The organism is Paraglaciecola mesophila, from assembly GCF_009906955.1.
GTDB lineage: Bacteria > Pseudomonadota > Gammaproteobacteria > Enterobacterales > Alteromonadaceae > Paraglaciecola > Paraglaciecola mesophila_A.
Map to the genome: position 1 here is coordinate 2,975,001 of NZ_CP047656.1, position 21,164 is coordinate 2,996,164.

At 42.3% G+C, this 21,164-nt stretch carries 20 protein-coding genes and 1 rRNA gene (1 of these 21 only partly in view); 9 read left to right on the forward strand and 12 right to left on the reverse strand.

Annotation, left to right across the window (positions count from 1 at the left end; translation table 11 throughout):
• Positions 1-139: ribosomal RNA gene (locus tag FX988_RS12835) — 16S ribosomal RNA — on the reverse strand (it extends 1,394 nt beyond the left edge of the window).
• A 542-nt stretch (positions 140-681) separates the two neighbouring features.
• On the opposite strand from FX988_RS12835, the gene FX988_RS12840 reads away from it, so the two are divergent.
• Complete coding sequence (locus tag FX988_RS12840) at positions 682-1,215, forward strand: gamma carbonic anhydrase family protein (protein WP_160180362.1); 534 nt, start codon at positions 682-684, stop codon at positions 1,213-1,215.
• Between the two features lie 43 nt (positions 1,216-1,258).
• Here the strand turns inward: FX988_RS12840 and FX988_RS12845 are convergent, their stop codons facing one another.
• The 9 genes from FX988_RS12845 to FX988_RS12885 form a co-directional block, all read right to left on the reverse strand.
• Positions 1,259-1,501, reverse strand: coding sequence for a hypothetical protein (locus FX988_RS12845; RefSeq protein ID WP_160180364.1), 243 nt, complete (start codon positions 1,499-1,501; stop codon positions 1,259-1,261).
• On the reverse strand, positions 1,498-2,316 hold the full coding sequence (gene aroE / locus FX988_RS12850; RefSeq protein ID WP_160180366.1) for a shikimate dehydrogenase: 819 nt from the start codon (positions 2,314-2,316) through the stop codon (positions 1,498-1,500). Before aroE ends, FX988_RS12845 begins: the two co-directional genes overlap by 4 nt.
• A 144-nt stretch (positions 2,317-2,460) precedes the next feature.
• Positions 2,461-3,144 (reverse strand): OmpW/AlkL family protein, encoded by a 684-nt coding sequence (locus FX988_RS12855; RefSeq protein WP_160180368.1) that lies wholly within the window; start codon positions 3,142-3,144, stop codon positions 2,461-2,463.
• 199 nt (positions 3,145-3,343) lie between these two features.
• Positions 3,344-4,267 carry an oxygen-dependent coproporphyrinogen oxidase gene (gene hemF / locus FX988_RS12860; protein WP_160180370.1) on the reverse strand — a complete coding sequence of 308 codons (924 nt, stop codon included), beginning with the start codon at positions 4,265-4,267 and terminating at the stop codon, positions 3,344-3,346.
• Between the two features lie 3 nt (positions 4,268-4,270).
• Positions 4,271-4,834 carry a Sua5/YciO/YrdC/YwlC family protein gene (locus FX988_RS12865; RefSeq protein WP_160180372.1) on the reverse strand — a complete coding sequence of 188 codons (564 nt, stop codon included), beginning with the start codon at positions 4,832-4,834 and terminating at the stop codon, positions 4,271-4,273.
• Positions 4,835-4,904: 70 nt separating this feature from the next.
• Complete coding sequence (locus FX988_RS12870) at positions 4,905-5,462, reverse strand: type I DNA topoisomerase (protein ID WP_160180374.1); 558 nt, start codon at positions 5,460-5,462, stop codon at positions 4,905-4,907.
• A gap of 56 nt (positions 5,463-5,518) precedes the next feature.
• Complete coding sequence (locus FX988_RS12875) at positions 5,519-5,995, reverse strand: DUF494 family protein (protein WP_160180376.1); 477 nt, start codon at positions 5,993-5,995, stop codon at positions 5,519-5,521.
• Position 5,996: 1 nt separating this feature from the next.
• Positions 5,997-7,136, reverse strand: a complete 1,140-nt coding sequence (dprA, locus tag FX988_RS12880; RefSeq protein ID WP_160180377.1) for a DNA-processing protein DprA — start codon at positions 7,134-7,136, stop codon at positions 5,997-5,999.
• Between the two features lie 24 nt (positions 7,137-7,160).
• A complete protein-coding gene (locus tag FX988_RS12885; protein ID WP_160180379.1) occupies positions 7,161-8,240 on the reverse strand; it encodes a LysM peptidoglycan-binding domain-containing protein in 1,080 nt (359 codons plus the stop codon).
• Between the two features lie 237 nt (positions 8,241-8,477).
• On the opposite strand from FX988_RS12885, the gene def reads away from it, so the two are divergent.
• From def to FX988_RS12920, 7 genes are all read left to right on the forward strand, one after another.
• Positions 8,478-8,987, forward strand: a complete 510-nt coding sequence (def, locus tag FX988_RS12890) for a peptide deformylase (RefSeq protein WP_160180381.1) — start codon at positions 8,478-8,480, stop codon at positions 8,985-8,987.
• Positions 8,988-8,996: 9 nt separating this feature from the next.
• Positions 8,997-9,944, forward strand: a complete 948-nt coding sequence (gene fmt, locus FX988_RS12895; RefSeq protein WP_160180383.1) for a methionyl-tRNA formyltransferase — start codon at positions 8,997-8,999, stop codon at positions 9,942-9,944.
• Complete coding sequence (gene rsmB / locus FX988_RS12900; RefSeq protein ID WP_160180384.1) at positions 9,941-11,254, forward strand: 16S rRNA (cytosine(967)-C(5))-methyltransferase RsmB; 1,314 nt, start codon at positions 9,941-9,943, stop codon at positions 11,252-11,254. Before fmt ends, rsmB begins: the two co-directional genes overlap by 4 nt.
• 48 nt (positions 11,255-11,302) lie before the next feature.
• A complete protein-coding gene (trkA, locus tag FX988_RS12905; protein ID WP_007987045.1) occupies positions 11,303-12,682 on the forward strand; it encodes a Trk system potassium transporter TrkA in 1,380 nt (459 codons plus the stop codon).
• A 94-nt stretch (positions 12,683-12,776) separates the two neighbouring features.
• Positions 12,777-13,313 carry a DUF2780 domain-containing protein gene (locus tag FX988_RS12910; protein ID WP_160180386.1) on the forward strand — a complete coding sequence of 179 codons (537 nt, stop codon included), beginning with the start codon at positions 12,777-12,779 and terminating at the stop codon, positions 13,311-13,313.
• Positions 13,314-13,568: 255 nt separating this feature from the next.
• A complete protein-coding gene (locus FX988_RS12915; protein ID WP_201751593.1) occupies positions 13,569-13,928 on the forward strand; it encodes a hypothetical protein in 360 nt (119 codons plus the stop codon).
• A gap of 40 nt (positions 13,929-13,968) precedes the next feature.
• A complete protein-coding gene (locus tag FX988_RS12920) occupies positions 13,969-14,715 on the forward strand; it encodes a complement resistance protein TraT (RefSeq protein WP_160180390.1) in 747 nt (248 codons plus the stop codon).
• A 267-nt stretch (positions 14,716-14,982) separates the two neighbouring features.
• Here FX988_RS12920 and FX988_RS12925 read toward each other — a convergent pair whose 3' ends face one another.
• Complete coding sequence (locus FX988_RS12925) at positions 14,983-16,434, reverse strand: TrkH family potassium uptake protein (protein ID WP_160180391.1); 1,452 nt, start codon at positions 16,432-16,434, stop codon at positions 14,983-14,985.
• A gap of 819 nt (positions 16,435-17,253) precedes the next feature.
• Here FX988_RS12925 and polA point away from each other — a divergent pair.
• Entirely contained in the window at positions 17,254-20,040 is a 2,787-nt protein-coding gene (polA, locus tag FX988_RS12930) for a DNA polymerase I (protein WP_160180393.1), read from the forward strand.
• 310 nt (positions 20,041-20,350) lie between these two features.
• Here polA and yihA read toward each other — a convergent pair whose 3' ends face one another.
• Positions 20,351-20,971, reverse strand: coding sequence for a ribosome biogenesis GTP-binding protein YihA/YsxC (yihA, locus tag FX988_RS12940; RefSeq protein ID WP_160180396.1), 621 nt, complete (start codon positions 20,969-20,971; stop codon positions 20,351-20,353).
• Positions 20,972-21,164: the final 193 nt, after the last annotated feature.

Genomic DNA, 21,164 nt, shown 5'->3' on the forward strand with positions numbered 1-21,164 from the left:
ACAAAGGCATATTCCTAAGTATTACTCACCCGTCCGCCACTCGTCATCTTCTAGCAAGCTAGAAATGTTACCGTTCGACTTGCATGTGTTAGGCCTGCCGCCAGCGTTCAATCTGAGCCATGATCAAACTCTTCAATTAAATATTTATCGAACATGAATTTTTTTTGGTAGACACTCATCAAGTGAGTGCCCACACAGATTGTCTTGTTATTAATTGTTAAAGAACATTGCTACCGAGGTAGCGTGCTTCCTTAGAAGCGGCTTAAGACGCTGTCCGTGGACCCTCTCAAGCGGGAGGCGTATAATACGCTCTCAATCTTCGATGTCAAGGTGTTATTTTTATTTAATTTTGAATCAATTTTTGATGTAAATCTAAAACCGACAAAACCAAACTAAACCGCCTTGCATCACGCTGATTAACTGACTTACAAAAGCATTTAATCACCTGGAAAATCCAGTGTCGTTTCAGCTGTTTTAGCGGCTGTCCCGAAGCGAGATGCGCATTATAGAGATGAAAACTTACAGCGCAACCCTTAATTTAAAAAAAACGTTCAACCGCCCAATTAATAAACAAAGCGTTTAAAGTAGCAACTATTTGCTGTTTTTTACGTCAGTAATAGTGATTCCAAGACATATTCAGTTTGTTATCATCACGACATATCAAAGTAAAATGGACTGACAATGAGTATTAGAACGTATAAAGGTATAAAGCCAACACTAGCTGAGAGCTGCTATATAGATGAATCAAGCGTGATGGTGGGCGATATCGAATGCGCCGATCACGTAAGTATTTGGCCATTGGTAGCAGCGCGGGGTGATGTTAACTATATTAAGATAGGAGCTAGAAGTAATGTTCAGGATGGTTCAGTGCTGCATGTGAGCCGCGTGAGTAAAGAAAACCCGAAAGGCCATCCGCTTATAATAGGTGAAGATGTGACTGTCGGTCATAAATGTATGTTGCATGGCTGCGAGTTGGGTAACCGCATTTTGGTTGGTATGGGTGCGATAGTAATGGATGGCGCTATAGTTGAAGATGACGTATTTATAGGTGCTGGAAGCTTAGTTCCACCAAACAAGCGTTTAGAAAGTGGTTATCTTTATGTAGGTAGCCCAGTTAAACAAGCTAGGCCACTGAAAGATTCAGAACGTGCGTTTTTGAAAGTATCGGCTGATAACTACGTCAGGCTTAAAAACGAATACCTAGAAGAAGTATAAGTTTACTTTAGTAAGCTCAAAACCGAGCTTTCTGATAACATTTTCAGGCTCCAATCGCGTTGGCGTTAATGTGAATAACGCCATTTTCATCCCACTGTTCATTTTCTACACATTCAGAAATCATTTCTTCAAGGTCAAACTGGTGCGCTTGGTAAAATGTAGCCATGTCATCTGCTGCTATTGCGCTAACATGGCAATACATGATTAGCCCCGACACGACTAATGTTAAAACCATAACGTCGTCGCGCATTTCAAAACCGTCTTGAATTTGTATCGCTTGATTCACAGCATTTCTCGCACAGCTTCAATAACAGGTTCTATTTCTGGCCTTATATTACGCCAAACATAAAAGCTTTCCGCCGCTTGCCCTACCAACATTCCTAGCCCATCAGCCGTTTTAATATTTACGTTGCTCTTTTCTGCCCAGACCATAAAAGATGTTGCTCGTGCTTTATACGTCATGTCATAGGCAAACGACGCGTGAGTAAAAATGCTCGAAGTGATCTCGGGTAAACCTCCATCTAAGCTTGATGAGGTACAGTTAACAATTAAGTCGTAGTATGTTTCGGGTAAATCGTTGAACCCTGAAGCAGTAATCGCCCCTTCTTTTTCAAACATAATAGCGAGTTGTTGGGCTTTGCTGGCAGTGCGGTTGGCAATATGAATATTGTGTACTTGGGCTCTGAGCAGCGGGAGTATTACGCCTCGGGTTGCTCCACCAGCACCGATCAATAATAAATTTTTACCGTCTAACTCTCCCCGCAGGCGCTGAAGATCCTGAACTAAGCCAGCTCCATCAGTATTGTCGCCTAGAACTGAGCCATCTTCGCGCTTATATAAAGTATTAACCGCCTCTGCGGCTTTGGCGCGCGGTGTTAATTCATCAGCAAAACGAAACGCATCAAGCTTGAAAGGAGAAGTGACATTCGCGCCGGTGTATCCCTGGGTAAAAAAGCCTGCGATAGCATCATTGAACCCGTTGATATCGGGCTGCTGACGTCCGTATTCGATATTCTGCTCAGTTTGCTTAGCAAACATGCTGTGGATCAAAGGGGATTTACTGTGCTCGATGGGATTACCAAAAACTGCGTATCGGTCCATAATCTCTAAGTCGTATTCAATTTATTTGGTAAGACTAGCGTAATTTACGATTCGACTAAACAGTTAACGGACTTAAATCCCACCAGGATTGAAGATTAAAAGCACAAAAGAAGAAGCGACAAGGTCATGTCGCTTCAACCGCTGTCAGAACGTGTAACCTATCATAATAGAATACACCCAAGGATCTATATCTACAGATACCTGCGCTGGCAAATCCAATACATCAAAGTTAGCTTCTGTATCAATATCGATATAGCGCAACGATGCATTTATCAACCAATGCTGGTCTAATTTGTAATCCATGCCTATTTGCGCTGCAATGCCAAATGATTCGTCGAGACTTAAGTTATTAAAGGATTGAGCTTCTCTATTATCGACAAACTGTTCATCGAAGAAAACAGTGTAGTTCAGGCCAACTCCCAAGTATGGCTGGATAACCTCAGTAATGGGAAAATAATAAAGAAGGCTAAGTGTAGGAGGTAATTGTTTACTTTCAGCTAATTTACCGTCACCTAACCCTAACTCATTATCGAGTGTGTTATTCAACGTAATATCATGTGTAAATGGACTGGCAGCTAACAGTTCTAGACCTAGGTTACTGCTAAACATGTAAACAACATTTAAACCAAGCTGGGTATTACTGTTTACCGATGTCCCCATTCCCACATTACCCACGCTTTGTACTGTTACATTTGAACTCGCTTCATCAGGAGCGACCGTCGTTAAACCCGCCCGTACAATCATATCTCCGGCTTCGTGAGCATTGGTTGCGCTCATTAAGGAGGTCGTTAAAGCTAAACTGAATAACACTATTTTGAAGACTCTCATCTTTACCTCTGCGTATAAATTCTAACGGCAGTGTAAAGAGCGCGCAGAAATGACTATTGATTTATATCAATATTTTTAGCAGGGAATTTATGTAAGGAAGACGTTGGGTAATTAAAATTGAGCTGGATCAATTTAGCTGAACATTGACACTGGACGCCACCCACTAGAGCCCAGTGCTTTACGGAAAATAACTGCGATACTATTCGTTTAACCAATCTCTAGGGTGCAAAAAATCTCGATAAAGTATAGCTTCAGGGCTTTCTGGTTCCGGGGTGAAATCATATTCCCAGCGCGCGAGCGGTGGCATTGACATTAATATCGACTCTGTACGTCCCCCCGTTTGCAACCCAAACAAAGTCCCTCTATCCCACACTAGGTTAAACTCTACGTAACGGCCTCGTCTATATAACTGAAAGCTTCTTTCATGTTCAGAAAAAGACATATCTTTACGTTTTTCTAGAATAGGTACGTAAGCATCCAAAAAGCCATTACCTACTGCTTGCATAAATTCAAAACTACGCTCGAAGCCCCATTCATTTAAATCATCAAAGAATAACCCCCCGACTCCGCGGGTTTCATCACGATGTTTTAAGTAAAAGTAGTCGTCACACCATTTTTTATATTTACTGTATACATCTTTACCAAAGGGATCACATAAATCCTTGGCGGTTTGGTGCCAATGGAGTACATCTTCATGCACCGGATAAAAAGGCGTTAAGTCAAAACCACCACCGAACCACCAGATAGGATCTTCACCTTCTTTTTCAGCAATGAAAATACGCACATTGGCATGTGAAGTTGGAACATGTGGGTTTTTAGGGTGAATAACGAGAGATACGCCCATCGCTTGAAAACTTCGCCCTGCAAGCTCGGGACGAGAAGCTGTAGCAGATGCCGGAAGTTGCCCGCCATATACATGGGAGAAGTTAACGCCACCTTGCTCAATAACTTGACCATTCGTCAGCACACGAGTGCGCCCTCCTCCGCCTAGCTCTCGCTGCCAATTATCTTCAATGAAACTACCTTTACAGTCTGCCATCTCTAAGGTTTGACAAATATTATCCTGCAAATTAAGTAAAAACTGCTTTACCGATTCTATATCGGTCACTTGTGGTTGAAGCATGGTTTAATTATCTCTAATGGTTTGGCCGCTATGACCATGACGAATTTTACTAGGGCTAAGTGCTCCGCCAAGTAAACCATCGATTAAGACTACTTGATCAGAAAAATAGGACTTAACCTCATCAGCGTTCAAAGCCGGGGGGTTACCTGCAGTATTTGCACTAGTGGAAATAAGCGGTTTATTGACTCGATTGCATAAGTCTTTGACGACTGGATGAGCACTTACTCTCACTGCAATGAACTCAGAGTCCCCTGTGACCCATGCCGGAGCATTTTTCGCTTTAGGCAGCAGCCAAGTGACAGGACCTGGCCAGCTAGAGAAAATCTCTGTGCGTTTAGTCATTTTTATTGCATCGTCATTAACGTAGGGTAATAACTGAGAGTAGTTGTCAGCAACTAGGATTAGCCCTTTACTGACATCGCGCTCTTTCAAAAGTAGTAACTTTGACACCGCTTTTTCATTGTCAGGATCACACCCTAAGCCAAATACCGCTTCTGTTGGATAAGCAAAAACCTCCCCTGCAAGAAAGTCGATAAAAAAAGGATCGTCGGAATGGATTGTTGTCATTTTTACATTGCTTGTGGTTTAGATGGCCCTGAGTGTAAAACAGGACGCACAAAGGATAAACCTAAAGACGTTATTGCGCTGGCTGTTTGTGACCACATTTACGCTCTGGGCATTGCCAAATTACCCCTGAAGCGGCTTTTTTTTCTTGCATAACAGGCCAAGCGCATTTTGGACATGCATGGGCTACAGGGGTGAAATTGAGTGCATAGTGACATTTGGGATATTGGTCACAAGGATAAAAGTTTTTGCCATATTTGTTCGCGCGCTTAATTAACTGCCCTTTGTGACAGGACGGACAATCTATTTTATCTGTCTCCTGTACTTTATTCGATTTAATATAGTGACATTCAGGAAAGTTACTGCAGCCGATGTACATACCATAGCGCCCTTTGCGGATCACTAACTCAGATTCGCATTCGGGACAATGAGAGCCTTCAATAACGGTGAGTTCAGTATTGTCGCTATCATGAAGAGGTTTACTATATTCACAGACTGGATAATCACTGCAACCTATAAACGCGCCGTTTTTACTGTGACGTAATTGCAAGGGTGCATGACACTCAGGACATGGGCCCGGGTCAAATGCAGATTCGTGGGTGTTAAATAATGAATGATCGATTTTAGACATACAGCGGATTTGCCTTGGCAATCACGGGTTTAAGATTTAAACCCGTGTCGACGGGATTAATGTAACGGCCCTTCAGGTTCGTCAAACAGCAAATCTTCCATTTGGGCATAGGCGTTTTCTTTACCTGGCACATTAAATAGCACCATAAGTACCACCCACTTCATATCTTCTAAGCAAAATTCCTTAGAATCAATCTCCATTACACGATCAATGACCATTTCTCGGGTTGTAGAATCAAGAACATTAATATGCTCTAAGAACATCAGAAACCCACGACATTCAATATCTAGGCGCATTTCTTCGTCATGAGTGTAAATACGCGTGACAAAAGAAGTTGGCCCTTTGACTAAATAGGGGTTGATATCCGTTTCTTGTAAGGCTGCAAGCTTCTCGAGCCAAGATAACGCTTTATATATTTCATCTTGGTGAAAACCTGCACGCACCAACTCATCTGTCAGCTCGTCCTGATCAACGCGGATTTCTGTTTCACTATGAATAAAATTTTCAAATAGATACATGAGGATATCAAACATGTTACTTCTCCCCCAATTTAAGGTAACCACCTGGAACCGCTGTCACTAGCCCACGCAATTCATATTCTAACAATTGAGACATAACCTCAGCAACTGGCATGCCACATCGCTCAACAACTATATCCAACGGTGTGGTTTCAAAATCTACACTATCTAACAATTTGTCAGATGCCAAGCTTTGTCTCTCGCTTTTTTGCAATTCATTCTGCTGAGTATTCAAAAAGTTAAGCGCCAGATGCTGATATTCATCATTGATGTCACTGACACACTCCACCAGCTTAGCGCCCTGTTTTATCAAGTAGTGACACCCTTTTGATAACACATTATGAATGTTCCCCGGTACCGCAAAAACATCTCGATTCTGCTCCAACGCATATCGAGCAGTGATCAATGACCCACTTTTTAAAGCTGCTTCAATTACCAGTGTTCCTAAACTCATACCACTGATAATCCGGTTTCTTCGTGGAAAGTTTTCGGGTTTCGCTGGCGTATCAGGAACAAACTCGGAGACTAACGCCCCATCTTGTTCAATTACCCTACTTGCCATACTCACGTGACGTTTAGGATATATATTGTTTAGCCCTGTCCCAAGCACCGCAATAGTCTTACCTAAGGCCTGTAACACCCCTTCGTGAGCTAAACCATCGATTCCCAAAGCAAGTCCACTTGTAATCGTCCATCCACTTGTTGATAAGCTTTGAGCAAAATACTTTGCATTTTGCTTACCAGCGGCAGAAGGGTTGCGGCTGCCCACAATGGCAATTTGATGCGTACTCAGTAATTCTTTATTTCCACTACAATATAATAGTATGGGTGGTCTGGCAGTTTGCAATAACACTTTAGGGTAATGCGTCGAGGTAATACTAATTAACGAATGGTGATTTTGCTCAGACCACAATATACATTTATCAAGTTGTCGCTCATTCGGATGTAATAGTTTCTGAGCCTGAGTATCGGAAAACCCGTATGCGGTTAACTGTTTTGAATCAGCATCAAATATATCCGCTATTTGAATGTCATTTTTTTGCACAATCACTCTGAGCTTTGCGACCGAAAAGCGCGGCAGTTGGGCGAGTACCAACCATTGACGGTTTTCTTCTTCAGAGGGTCCTAGGTGTTTTGCTGTGTTTTGTTGGTACATAGGGCTCCACTTAATCTGGTAGCCCTAAGGTTTAGCAACGATAGCGCCTTTTCGAATAACTGTAGACGAACGCGTGACGAGTGCATAACTTACTTTAGAAAAGACGTTAAATACTAAAAGCTCCCCTACTTTCAACCAAGGTTGGGGTAACACATCACCTTGTTTAAATATTCGCTCAATGGTTTGTGTTTCAGTTAGGTATTGGGGCGGCTCAGCATCTATCACAGCCGCTCCCTGCTGGTATATCCCCATCACCGTGCCACGTTCAATGCTTTCCCTTCCCAGATCAATAATGACGACACTAAACTTTCCCGACAACTGATACTGGGAAACATCAGCAATAATGTTCCCTTTCTGTTCCGTGGCAGCGGTTATGTGAGCCACTGATTCAACATGCGAGGTAGCTAATTCTTTTACCAGCCGATCCCCTCTTTTCACTTCTAGTTTTGCAGATGACAAGGTAACCAAGGATTGTTGGGGTATCGCTGGGGCGAGTACTTGTCCTTGAGCCACGTGACGTATGTGAATCCCCAGAAATTCACCGTTTTGATTAAACAGTGACTGCTGTTTGCGCACAACTTGATAATCCCCCATGGGCAATGCTTCTTGGTTGACCAAAACAAGGTCTCCATTGGCGAAATATTCTGTGCCTTTGGTGCTGCCCACAATTGCTGGTAAGTCGGCATACTCCTGTTCGCTTAACACCAACTCATGATTAAAATATGGTTGAATTTCGTGCCAAGGGAGCACAGCAATGGGTTGCTGGGACTTCGAAGCCTGTTTTGTTGATGGCGAACGCACAATATAGGGTTTTTGCTCACCTCGAACTAAATCAATAATAGGCTCGCCCTTAGCATTGATGCTTAGGCGCAATTCATCTCCGGGAAATATTAAATGAGGGTTGATGATTTGTGTATTCGTGCGCCATATTTGCGGCCAATGCCAAGGTTTATATAAAAAGAGATTTGAAATGTCCCATAGGGTATCTCCCGGCTTAACAACGTAAACTTCGGGCGCGCTATCTTTTAGTTTGATCACGTTAGCATGTGCAAGAAGTGGCAAAAGCAATAGCACAAGGCTCAAGCGAAGTAGATTGTTAAACATGTGGCGAGATACCTTGTTTTTGTGGCTATTATGTTTTGATTCCATATCGGTTAGAATAGCCTGTTATTACAAAGATTAAATAGCCTGATGCTCAGGTTAGTATGATTATTAATACCAAGTCACTGATTCCCTCATCGATAGACCATTCTTAGATTTGGGCACCAGGTACAATATTTTTGAACATCTCTCAGCAAATTTGACTATTTGCATGGGAATAAAACGAGTTAAGTGTAGAACATGGCCATATTAGACGTATTAAGATTTCCTGATGAGCGCTTGCGCACCGTTGCCGCGCCGGTAGAGAAAATAGACGACACCATTAAAACATTGATCAGCGACATGCTAGAAACCATGAAAGATGAAAATGGAATAGGCTTAGCTGCAACCCAAATTAATGTGCATAAACGTGTAGTAGTAATTGATGTATCAGAGAAGCAAGATAATCCACAAGTGTTTATTAATCCTGAAATTACCCACATGGATGGCACCACTATCAGCGAAGAAGGTTGTTTATCTGTCCCTAATAATTACGCAAAAGTCGAGCGAGCAGAAACAATAACCGTAAACGCGTTAAACGAAAATGGCGATGCATTTACCTTAGATGCTGACGGACTACTGGCAATTTGCATTCAGCACGAACTAGACCATTTGAAAGGGAAGCTCTTTGTGGATTACTTGTCGCCTCTAAAACGCCAGCGTATTCGCACTAAATTAGAAAAAGAAGCCCGCTTAGCAGCCAAAGGGTAAGAGGTTACATTGAAATCAGGACTTAACATTGTCTTCGCTGGTACGCCAGAATTCGCAGCTAAACATTTAATGGCATTGGTCCAGTCTGAGCATCAAGTCGTCGCCGCTTACACTCAACCCGATAGGCCGGCTGGACGAGGTAAAAAACTTCAGGCTAGTGCTGTCAAACAGCTCGCGGAACAATTCGACATTCCGGTATATCAGCCCGCGTCTCTCAAATCAGATGACGCTCAACAGCAATTGGCCGCGTTAAATGCTGATGTCATGGTCGTTGTTGCTTATGGTTTGATTTTACCCCAAACGATTTTAGATACACCTAAGTTCGGTTGCCTAAATGTTCATGGCTCACTGTTACCCAAGTGGCGAGGTGCTGCGCCTATTCAAAGAGCCATCTGGGCGGGAGACGCCGAAACAGGTGTCACCATAATGCAAATGGATAAGGGGTTAGACACAGGCGACATGCTGCATGAGTTACGCATTACGATAGAACCTTCAGATACCAGTGCGACTTTATATGCCAAATTAGCTGAGCTTGGCCCTAAAGGGTTAATCGAAACCTTAGCTTCACTGAGTGATATCACACCTCAGGCACAAGATAATCAATTGGCAAGTTATGCAGAAAAGCTATCCAAACAAGAAGCTAAAATAGATTGGAATATGACCGCAGCTCAGTTGGAACGCAATGTACGCGCGTTTGATCCATGGCCCGTTGCATTTTTCGAAACAAACAATGCCGCCGTAAAAGTGCGAAGTGCTCAAGTACACGCAACATCAGCGCCAAGCGAAGCTGTTCCCGGGCAGATCGTTCAGGCTGATAAACATGCTATAGGTGTACAAACTGGTGAAGGTATTTTGTTAATCAACACGTTACAGTTACCAGGTAAAAAGCCGCTCGCAACACAAGATATCTTAAATGGTCACAGTGATTGGTTCAAAGTAGGTACAATCCTTTCATGAGCAGCACAAAAAGTAGATATCAACAGAATTTACGCGCCGATGCTGCCCGTGTGCTTTTTCAAATATTAGAGCAAGGAATGTCAGCAAGAGAATGCTTACCCAATGCTCAACAAGATCACAATGAAAAAGACAAAGCATGGTTGCAGGAAATGACTTACGGCGTGCTTCGTCAGTTGCCCTTGCTTCAACACTGGTTAAGATTACTGTTAGACAAACCGCTAAAGAAAAACGTGAAAGTGGTCGAGCATCTAATCATGCTGGGCTTTTATCAGCTTGCTTTTTCTCGAGTATCAACCCATGCAGCGGTTTCCGAATGTGTTAATGCATGCGCCCCACTCAATGCCATCGCTACCAAAGGATTGGTCAACGCGGTTTTACGCAACTTTATTCGTCAGGAAATGGCTAACCAGTTACCTGACAATGAACAGATACTAAGCGGCCAACCGAAATGGTTATATAAAAAGCTATTAAGTGCTTACCCTGAAAAACACACGCCAATATTAGACGCAATGCAAGTAAAGGCGCCTATTTGGCTGCGTGTAAATCAAAAACAAAAAAGCACTGATGAATACTGTCGCCTTTTGGATGAAAGTGACATTCTTTATGAGCGCCAAGATGAACAGCCCCAAGGCATAATATTATTAAAAGGATGTGATATCACCACGTTACCTGGCTATGACGAAGGGTGGTTCGCTGTTCAAGATGGGGCTGCGCAACTTGCAGCGAGTTTACTCAATAGTCAGCCAAATGAACGTATTTTAGATTGTTGCGCAGCCCCAGGCGGGAAAACCTGCCATATATTGGAGCTTGAACCAGACATAGCTTGCTGTGTCGCAATGGATATCGACCCCAGTCGACTTCAACGCATAGAACAAAATTTAACGCGATTAGGTCATCAAGCCAGCCTTATTTGCGGTGACGCAAGTGAGCCTAGCGCATGGTGGGATGGTGAGCAATTCGATCGCATATTGCTTGACGCGCCATGTTCTGCAACAGGTATTATTCGTCGCCACCCGGATATAAAGTGGTTACGCAAGTCCAGTGATATTGATACGCTGGTGACATTACAAGCAAAGATTATTGACGCAATATGGCCATTACTAAAACCCGGCGGCACCATGTTATATGCGACTTGCTCTATTTTACCGGCAGAAAATCAGCTACAAATTTCAGCATTTTTAGAAAGAACAGCGGATGCCGCTTTAGATCCTGAGTTCAATAATGACGCAATAGATAAACCAGGCCGGCAGATTTTACCTGGAGAGAAACACATGGACGGTTTCTATTACGCGAGACTGCTAAAATCGTAAAAAACCGTATATTGTCTAAACAGAGCAACACGTTAGAATGAATCTAGAATGAAAATTATAATTATCGGTGCAGGCCAAGTCGGTGCGACACTCGCAGAAAACCTAGTGGGTGAAATGAATGAGATCACCGTAATAGATTCTGATCAAGACACGCTTAGGCAATTGCAAGATCGATTAGATTTACGCGTAATTAATGGCGTAGGTTCCCACCCCGATGTGTTAAAAAAGGCCGGTGCAGAAGATGCCGACATGCTCATAGCCGTGACCAGCAGTGACGAAAGCAATATGATGGCCTGCCAAGTTGCATATAGCCTGTTTAAAACACCGACCAAAATTGCACGTGTCCGCTCAGAGCAATACATTATTTATCAAGAACAACTGTTTAAGCACCAAGATGTGCCAGTGGATCATTTAATCGCCCCAGAGCAATTAGTTACCAAAGCAATTAAACGGCTTATTGATTACCCTGGTGCGTTGCAAGTGGTCGAATTTGCTGATGGCAAAGCCAGTTTAGTTGCAGTAAAGGCATACTATGGGGGCTTGCTAGTAGGACATGCCTTGTCCACGCTAAAGCAACATATGCCAAACGTAGAAACACGCGTCGCGGCAATTTATCGCCGAGGTCGACCTATACGCCCGCTTGGTACAACCGTAATCGAAGCTGATGACGAAGTTTTTTTCATTGCGGCGACTAAGCATATACGAGCGGTAATGAGTGAACTACAAAAGCTAGAGTCCAGTTACAAACGTATTATGATCGCTGGTGGTGGCTTGATCGGAGCTGGCTTAGCGAAATTACTAGAGCATAATCACAACGTAAAGCTAATTGAATATAGTCAAGAGCGTGCGAAATACCTCTCGGCACATTTAGACAAAACCATCGTCTTTTATGGTGATGCATCAGACCATGAATTACTCACTGAAGAAAACGTTGAACAAGTTGATGCGTTTATCGCTGTCACAAATGATGATGAAGCAAATATTATGTCAGCCATGCTTGCCAAACGCCTAGGCGCACAAAAAGCCATGGTATTGATTCAACGTAGTGCTTATGTAGATTTGGTTCAGGGCGGAGAAATTGATATTGCATTTTCGCCGCAACAAGCCACTATTTCCGCATTGCTGACTCACATTCGTCGTGGGGATATTGTTAACGTTTACTCGCTAAGACGCGGTGCTGCTGAATCGATAGAAGCGATTGCCCACGGCGATCAAAATACCTCCAAGGTAGTTGGACGGGAAATTCGCGACATAAAGCTGCCTCCAGGCACTACTATTGGCGCTATTGTTAGAGCAGATGAAGTGATTATCGCCCATAGTAATACCAAGATTGAAGCTAACGATCATGTTATCTTATTTTTGGTCGACAAGAAGTTTATTAGTCATGTCGAAAAACTGTTTCAACCAAGCGCATTTTTCTTTGGATAAATACTTACCACCCTTAGCCTAAAGGCTAGATTGGCGAATGAAACGAAATAACCTAAAATCCGCTCCAACATCTCGCTAAATTAAAGGAATAAACATGAAAAAATTAAGTATCGTACTTACTGTTGCAGCACTCAGCATTCAACCTCAAGCCCATGCAGAAGGCTGGCTAGACTCAATAAAGAGCATGCTTGGAATGGAAACACAGCAAGAAACTGCGACGCCCTCAGCCTCAGGCATGGTTTCCTCAGTGGCAGACTCACTTGGCGTCACACAAACTCAAGCATCTGGTGGTTTAGGGGCGATTTTTAATTATGCAAAAGAAAATATTTCCTCTGATCAGTACAGCCAATTAGCTAACTCACTTCCCGGCGTTGGTGGTTTGTTAGAATCGGTACCAGATATTAGCAACATGACAAGTGAAGGCGGATTAGGCGGTATTTTAGATAAAGCAGCCAGCTACAATGAATCACTCAAAGCAATCAATGATGTGAAAAAACAATTTGAAGCTCTAGGCCTAAAACCCGAAATGATCACGCAATTCGTTAGTAAAGCTCAAGCTTATTTGGATACGCCTGAAGGTCACCAAGCCAAACAATTGCTAACTCAAGGTCTAGGTAAGTTATTAGGCTAAACCATTTAAAAGCGTGTTCTCTTAATAAAAACGGAGCATTAAACAAATCAAAAAGCCACGGTGTGGCTTTTTTTAATTCAAATAGATTCGGTTAGTATCAAAAATTTCTCCGAAAATTGCACTTTCCCCAAAAAAGCTAAAAATTCACACAAATGCACTTTGCATTACTTAAAATTAGAGTTAAGGTTTTTATACGCTGCTCAGGAAGAGGTCGTGTCAGCTCTATATGTCATGGTGAATTTATGGAGGAATATTATGCTAAATTTCAATTCATCCCCGCAAAAATCCCTTTTAACATCACAGGTGCTATTAAGCATATGTTGTATGTTGCTATCGTTTTTTACGTTCGCTCAAGAAGAATCTGAAGAAGATGCCCTAGCGAGAATGCAAGCACAACTCAATGGAGAGGTGATGTCTCGCCCATTTTTAGCTGAACGCCCTAAAGAAGTCGATAACTATATTGAGAGTATGCTGAAAAAAAACGTTAAGCCTCCAGAATACCAAGGCACCTATTGGCGTCGTGGCTATACATGTCGTGATTTATTACGTTACGACTGGACTCAATATCGAAACTGTCGCTACTACCATAGATACTATGGCCGGTATTATTACTAAAACCACAATTTAATCAATAACATAAGTAAAGGTAATTACTATGAAAAACTATGCTCGTGCAGTCAAAATTGCATTCGTCGGATTTGCTATTTTGGCCTTATCAAGTTGTGCAGCGGTTCACACATCAATTGCAAAAAAGGACTTAGACGTTCAAACCAAACTCAGCACCTCAATCTTTGTTGACGCAGTGCCACCAGAAAAACGCAAGGTGTATTTAGAAGTTCGCTCTGCCGTGATGGAATTCGATCGCAATGCATTTAGACAAGCATTAAATGAGCAGATTGCTGGTAGCGGAAATGGCTACTCTTTTGTTGATAGCCCAGATGACGCACAATATACCATGAGCGTCTTTGTACGTAATCTTGAAAAAGCTTCGCCTAGCGCTGCGGAAAACTACCTATCTAGTGGCTTCCAAGGCGTAGCTGCCGGCTCAGCTATTGGTTATGCGACAGGTGGAAGCTATCGTGGAGCGGCTGCAGCTGGTCTTATTGGTGGTTTAGCATCAACTGCAGCAAATGCGTTTGTTAAAGATGTCACCTATTTACTGGTGGCTGATATTCAAATTCGTGAGCGTGCCAAAAAAGGGGTCATCGTACGTCGTGATTCTAAGGTAAACACCAAAATATCCGATGATGGTGCGACAACTCAGACCTATTCTGAAGCAACAAATCAAAAAGAATACCGCACTCGTGTTGTAACCACTGCAAACAAAGCCAACCTTGAGCTTGAAGAAGCCCAGCCGCTTATGTTTGAGAAAACAGCATACGCAATGGCATCATTCTTCTAATCATCAAGTCTCGGTTTATAGATTTAAACGGCTACTCAGAGATGGGTGGCCGTTTTTGCATTGATAGACAAAGACTGAAACCCTACTAGTCTCATCCTAGAAGTATTCATAACGCGAAACTTAGCGTCTTATTAACGCTCTTATCATCCGCATTAAACCACTACACACCATGCCTGATTCGCTCACAACTAAAGGGACTTTTTTTGATAACGTCTTCCAGCTTTTGAGCATCTATTTTTTAAATATAAGCTGGTAGGCGAACTGGTATTAGCTTCGCCAAAATGTAGGCGAGAACAAGACAAGAAGAGAAAACACTTCTAGACGACCAAACAACATCGCCAGAATCAACAGCCATTTCCCTGTATCGGACACATCAGCAAACGAGCCAGAGACGGTTCCTAGGCCAGGCCCTAAGTTATTCAGCGTAGCAGCAGTTGCAGTAAACGCAGAAACGTCGTCCATTCCAGTCGCAATCAAACATACCATGATAATAACGAAAATCATCGCGTATGCTGAAAAAAATCCCCATACCGCCTCCACCACTTTGTCAGGTAAGGCTCGGTCGCCTAATTTCACTGTGTACACAGCCTTAGGATGGATAAGACGATCAACTTCACGTTTACCTTGTAAATAAAGTAAAAGCACACGCACAACTTTTAACCCACCACCGGTAGACCCTGCACAGCCTCCAATAAAGCTAGAAAAAATCAGCATGATAGGTAAAAAGGCAGGCCAATGAGAAAAATCCGTAGTGGCAAAACCTGCCGTAGTACTAAAAGAAACGGATTGTATTAATGCTTGGTCGAGCGCTATACCCGCATTGTCAAACCAACTAAATTTCATTAAAACGAAAAAATACACTGCAACTAGCACAAACTGGATTAAGAAAAAGGCACGTAGTTCAGGATCATAAAAATATCCCATTAGAGTACGTCCACTTGCTGCTGCATAGTGAAGGGCAAAGTTTAGTGCCGCAATCCAAAGGAACACAACACAAACGATATTGATCCAAGGACTATCAAAGTAACCAAGGCTAGCATCATAGTTGGAAAATCCGCCTATGGCGACAGTTGAAAAAGCATGACAGAGAGCATCAAACCAATCCATACCTGCAAACCAATAAGCAACACCACAACTGATAGTCAATGTAAGATAGATGTACCACAGGTGCTTTGCCGTGTCGGCGATACGAGGAGTCATCTTAGAATCCTTCACTGGGCCCGGTGTTTCAGCCCGATAAAGCTGCATCCCCCCGACGCCTAGAATTGGAAGAATAGCAACTGCTAATACAATGATCCCCATTCCACCGAGCCACTGTAATTGTTGACGATAAAATTGCACCGCTTTGGGCAAATAATCGATCCCCTGGATCACAGTTGCTCCAGTTGTGGTTAACCCTGAGAAAGCCTCGAAAAACGCATCTGAAACAGACATCTCGGGTTGCTCTAATAAAAGTAAGGGTAATGCCCCAAAACTTGCTAACACCGTCCAAAAAAGAACAACAATTAAAAAACCTTCCTTCGCACGTAAATCTTTGCGATGTAGACGATTAGGGTACCAAAACAGTAAACCAGTGCCCAAACACAATAAAAATGCAAGGAAAAATGGAAGGCCGCTACCGTCTTTGAAGTACAAAGAAATAATAGCGGGGGGGATCATAGTCACACTGAATAACGCAACAAGTAAGCCTAAAATCCGAGTTATCGTTCGGTACTGCATTACTTAATTTTTACCGTCTTCAGTACATAATGCGATGCGCTTGAAAATACCAACATTAGTAATCGTTCTTTCTTAATCTTTTTATTTACCAAGGGATATACCTTGATTGTCCGTCCCAACAAAATCAAAAGCAATACACAAAGCCGAATAATAATAAAAACAGTCTTTTACGAGCACGAGGCGAGCCGACACTATTTGTTATTTTCGCCCCTAGCAACCAAGATAAATGTAGAGCAGTGCAACAGATACCAAGAGCATAGCTACTTTTATCCTTTTGGGAGTCAGTAATAAACAAACGCGGCGTTAAATATACAAAACGTTAACAAAAATGAGGTTTAAACAACCGTCGAATAGCGTATTTATTAGCTAATTTTCAGTGCATTAAAAAAAATCTCCAAAGAAAAGCCAACATTTATTTTACAACTTGCACGCTATCCCTTATCTATATTGGCTTATACTTTTACACCAATAAACTGTATTTTTTTCAGACAAAAATAGTTTAAGATTTAATCTTCCTTCTCTCTCTATTTACGTGTAAAGTCTTCCTCCCTTTTGGATAACACTAAATATTAATTAATAATGTTATCCACATTGGTGATTTCTTCAAAGTAGTCCAAATTTGATCGACGTATTTAAATTCACCCCAATAAATTCAAGGGCTGTGGATCGTTGACTTGATCCATAATGATCCGTTTACTTACAACGCAAAAATTTATTCAACAGAGTTATCCACAAAATGATCGGATCTCCACATGGATGAATAGCGCTGTGTATGGCATCCTTTACCCGTTTAAATAATTCCTGAGAACAAAATACCTTATGAGCAATTCTGATCCCGCTACTACGCCCGTCATTCCTAATAACCCATTTATATTGGTTGATGGATCTTCTTATTTGTTTAGGGCTTTTCACGGCATGCCCCCTTTAACTAACTCTAAAGGACTGGATACTGGCGCAGTTTATGGTGTGATAAACATGCTGCGTAGCCTGATCAAACAATTTAATCCCACACATATGGCGGTTGTCTTTGATGCCAAAGGCAAAACGTTTCGAGACGAGATCTATACAGAATATAAAGCGAACCGCCCCTCAATGCCTGAGGAGCTGCGCAGTCAAATTGCCCCTTTGCATAAGATCATTCAGGCGATGGGCTTGCCCATTATTGTAGAATCTGGAGTTGAAGCTGATGATGTGATCGGTACCTTAGCCGATCAAGCTAGTAAACTTGGGATCCCTACCCTTATCAGCACAGGCGACAAGGACATGGCTCAACTAGTTAATGAGCATGTTACGCTCATTAACACCATGAATAACCAAGTCATGGATCCACAAGGCGTAGTGGAAAAGTTTGGCATCCCCCCTGAATTGGTAATCGATTTCCTGGCGCTAAAAGGTGATAAAGTTGACAACATCCCAGGTGTCCCAGGTGTAGGCGATAAAAGCGCGTTAGGTCTGCTGCAAGGTATTGGTAGCATTAACGATATTTACCAAAACCTCGACAAAATAGCCACGTTGGACTTTCGCGGAGCCAAGAAAATGGCTGATAAAATGCGAGAGTATGAAGAACAAGCTCGTCTGTCATACACATTAGCAACCATCAAGCTTGATGTTGAAATGGATTGCAGCCCCACCAGCCTTTCACCAACAGAGCCTAACTATAGTGAACTACGAGACCTATTCGCAGAGCTGGAATTTAAACGTTGGCTGAAAGAAGCAACTGACGCACTAAGTGGAAACGATCAACTAAGTCAAGCAGATCAAAGTAATGACGAGTCAACAGAACAATCGGATATAAAAACCAATTATCACACTATTTTGACGCAAGACGCTCTAGATGATTGGTTGAAAAAGTTAAATAACGCAGCGCTTTTCGCTTTTGATACCGAAACGACCAGCTTAAATTATATGCAAGCAGAGCTCGTCGGTATGTCATTTTGTATCGAAGAAGGTGAAGCCGCCTACCTGCCCCTAGCTCACGATTATGCAGAAGCACCAGAGCAATTAGATCGAGACACCGTTTTAGCCTTATTTAAGCCTTTGTTAGAAGACAAGAATAAAGCTAAGGTCGGACAACACCTAAAGTATGATAAAAATGTATTAGCGAATTACGATATTAATCTTCAAGGTATCGCTTACGATACGATGCTCGAATCATATGTGCTTGATAGCGTCGCAACCCGACATGATATGGACAGCTTAGCGCAGCATTACTTAGGTCTATCGACCGTTCATTTTGAAGATATTGCCGGCAAGGGTGCAAAACAACTAACATTTAATCAAATTCCGTTGGAGCAAGCCGCACATTACGCTGCTGAAGATGCCGATATCACATTGAGGCTGCACAAACATATTTGGAAAAAGCTAAATCAATCACCAGAACTAGCATCTGTGTTAAGCGAAATTGAAGTGCCTTTAGCAACCGTACTCGCTAAAATGGAGCAGTTTGGCGTGTTAATTGATAGCCAGAGACTTGGTCAACAAAGTCAGGATCTTGCCTCACGGATCCTTCAGCTCGAAAACGAAGTTCACACTTTAGCAGGTGAAGAATTTAATCTAGGTTCGACGAAACAACTACAAGAAATACTGTTTAAGAAGTTAGACCTACCCATTTTGAAAAAGACACCCAAAGGGGCTCCATCCACGTCAGAAGAAGTGCTACAAGAGTTAGCGCTTACATACCCACTACCTAAACTATTAATGGAGTTCAGGGTTCTAAGTAAATTAAAAAACACCTATACGGATAAGCTACCTAAAATGATAAACCCGCGCAGCGGACGCGTTCATACGTCATATCATCAAGCTATTACCGCGACGGGTAGACTATCGTCTACTGAACCTAATTTGCAAAATATCCCGATTAGAACAGAGCAAGGCCGCAGAGTGCGTCAAGCGTTTATTCCACGTCCTGGGTATAAAATCGTTGCGGCAGATTATTCGCAAATTGAATTGCGGATCATGGCACACCTTTCCCAAGATAAAGGGCTATTAAAGGCATTTTCTCAAGGTAAAGATATCCACACCGCCACCGCAGCTGAAGTATTTAACGTTTCCTTAGAAGAGGTAACGACAGAGCAAAGACGCAATGCCAAAGCCATTAATTTTGGTTTAATTTACGGTATGTCAGCATTCGGGCTGTCGAAACAGCTTAATGTGTCACGCCAAGATGCGCAGCATTATATGGATATTTACTTTGAACGCTACCCAGGCGTGCTTAAGTACATGGAAGACGCACGTGTTGTGGCCAAAGAAAAAGGTTACGTATCAACCGTATTTGGCCGTCGTCTTTATTTACCCGATATCAATGCCAGCAACGGGTTACGACGCAAAGGTGCCGAGCGAGCTGCAATTAATGCCCCAATGCAAGGTACAGCGGCAGATATCATCAAAAAAGCGATGTTAAAAGTTGACGCCTGGATTGATACCTTGCCCAATGATCAAACTAGAATGATTATGCAAGTTCACGATGAACTTATTTTTGAAATAAAAGAACAAAATGTCGAAAGCGACAAAAATACTATTGTTGAACTGATGGAAAAAGCAGTTTCCTTAGACGTGCCGCTAATAGTTGAGGCCGGAGTAGGTGAAAATTGGGACGAAGCCCACTAAGAAAAGCAATATAAACACAAAAAATAACCGCTTTATGTAATTAAATTACAGAAAGCGGTTGGCATTTGAATGAACTTTGCTAATATCTGTGCTGTAGGGTACAGAGGTATGTATTTTCAGACCTTTGCTTCAGCCCCAGCTATTTGCTGGGGTTTTTTTATGCCTGAAGCGTTGCGCCAAAAGCCGTTTAAAAATTTTTCAACATCCTATGAACTAAATCGAAAAGCCATACTCTGAATAAGTGTGTGTGTTCTAGATGTGAAAAAACCTTGTTCTTAAACAAGGTTTTTTTTTGCTTTTTATATTTAAGTTAATCCTGTTCTAAGTCTTCATCTGCAACGTAACCGAACCACTTGTCTAAAACACGTTCACAGTTATCCAAGCCTAATCCATTGAGTGATGAGAACAAATGAATCGTTACGTCACCACAAAATGCAAGGGATGCCTCTCGCGCCATCAGCAACTGTGCTTTACGCTTACCAGACTTAAGTTTATCGGCTTTAGTAAGTAAGCCTAATACAGGTAAATCAGCGGCTACTGCCCATTGAATAAGCTCTTGATCTAAATCTTTAAAGGGGTGGCGAATATCCATCAACACTACAAGCCCTTGCAGACTTTCACGTTTTTGCAGATATTCACCCAAAGACTTTTGCCACTTAAGTTTGATGGCCATGGGCACTTTTGCATAGCCATAACCTGGCAGATCGACTAAACGACGCTCTTCATCTAGATCAAACACATTGATCAGTTGAGTGCGCCCAGGGGTTTTACTGGTTCGGGCTAAGCTTTTTTGCCGTGTCAAACGATTAAGCGCGCTGGATTTTCCCGCATTTGAGCGTCCAGCGAACGCTACTTCAATCCCTTTATCCGCACCCAGATGACTGATATCTGGCGCACTTAAATTAAACTTAGCTTGACTATAATGACTCACACTTGCTCCTAATAAAAAACGATTTTCTGATCGTCGCCTCAATCTATATTCGTATTATATCAGGTAAATACACATCGAAAGTGGTTGTTATGTCGTATAATATTGCGCAAATCCTTTGGAATTTATTTTACTGGCGCTGTAAATGTGTAAAATACGCAGTTACTATTCTGATAATGGTCAATTAATCAGCAGC

Coding starts and splice junctions, on each gene's coding strand:
- FX988_RS12840 (WP_160180362.1), top strand. CDS start 682: ATGAGTATTAGAACGTATAAAGGTATAAAGCCAACACTAGCTGAGAGC.
- rsmB (WP_160180384.1), top strand. CDS start 9,941: ATGAGCAGCACAAAAAGTAGATATCAACAGAATTTACGCGCCGATGCT.
- FX988_RS12865 (WP_160180372.1), bottom strand. CDS start 4,834: ATGACAACAATCCATTCCGACGATCCTTTTTTTATCGACTTTCTTGCA.
- FX988_RS12910 (WP_160180386.1), top strand. CDS start 12,777: ATGAAAAAATTAAGTATCGTACTTACTGTTGCAGCACTCAGCATTCAA.
- aroE (WP_160180366.1), bottom strand. CDS start 2,316: ATGGACCGATACGCAGTTTTTGGTAATCCCATCGAGCACAGTAAATCC.
- hemF (WP_160180370.1), bottom strand. CDS start 4,267: ATGCTTCAACCACAAGTGACCGATATAGAATCGGTAAAGCAGTTTTTA.
- FX988_RS12920 (WP_160180390.1), top strand. CDS start 13,969: ATGAAAAACTATGCTCGTGCAGTCAAAATTGCATTCGTCGGATTTGCT.
- trkA (WP_007987045.1), top strand. CDS start 11,303: ATGAAAATTATAATTATCGGTGCAGGCCAAGTCGGTGCGACACTCGCA.
- polA (WP_160180393.1), top strand. CDS start 17,254: ATGAGCAATTCTGATCCCGCTACTACGCCCGTCATTCCTAATAACCCA.
- FX988_RS12875 (WP_160180376.1), bottom strand. CDS start 5,995: ATGTTTGATATCCTCATGTATCTATTTGAAAATTTTATTCATAGTGAA.
- FX988_RS12915 (WP_201751593.1), top strand. CDS start 13,569: ATGCTAAATTTCAATTCATCCCCGCAAAAATCCCTTTTAACATCACAG.
- dprA (WP_160180377.1), bottom strand. CDS start 7,136: ATGTACCAACAAAACACAGCAAAACACCTAGGACCCTCTGAAGAAGAA.
- FX988_RS12870 (WP_160180374.1), bottom strand. CDS start 5,462: ATGTCTAAAATCGATCATTCATTATTTAACACCCACGAATCTGCATTT.
- def (WP_160180381.1), top strand. CDS start 8,478: ATGGCCATATTAGACGTATTAAGATTTCCTGATGAGCGCTTGCGCACC.
- FX988_RS12855 (WP_160180368.1), bottom strand. CDS start 3,144: ATGAGAGTCTTCAAAATAGTGTTATTCAGTTTAGCTTTAACGACCTCC.
- FX988_RS12885 (WP_160180379.1), bottom strand. CDS start 8,240: ATGTTTAACAATCTACTTCGCTTGAGCCTTGTGCTATTGCTTTTGCCA.
- FX988_RS12925 (WP_160180391.1), bottom strand. CDS start 16,434: ATGCAGTACCGAACGATAACTCGGATTTTAGGCTTACTTGTTGCGTTA.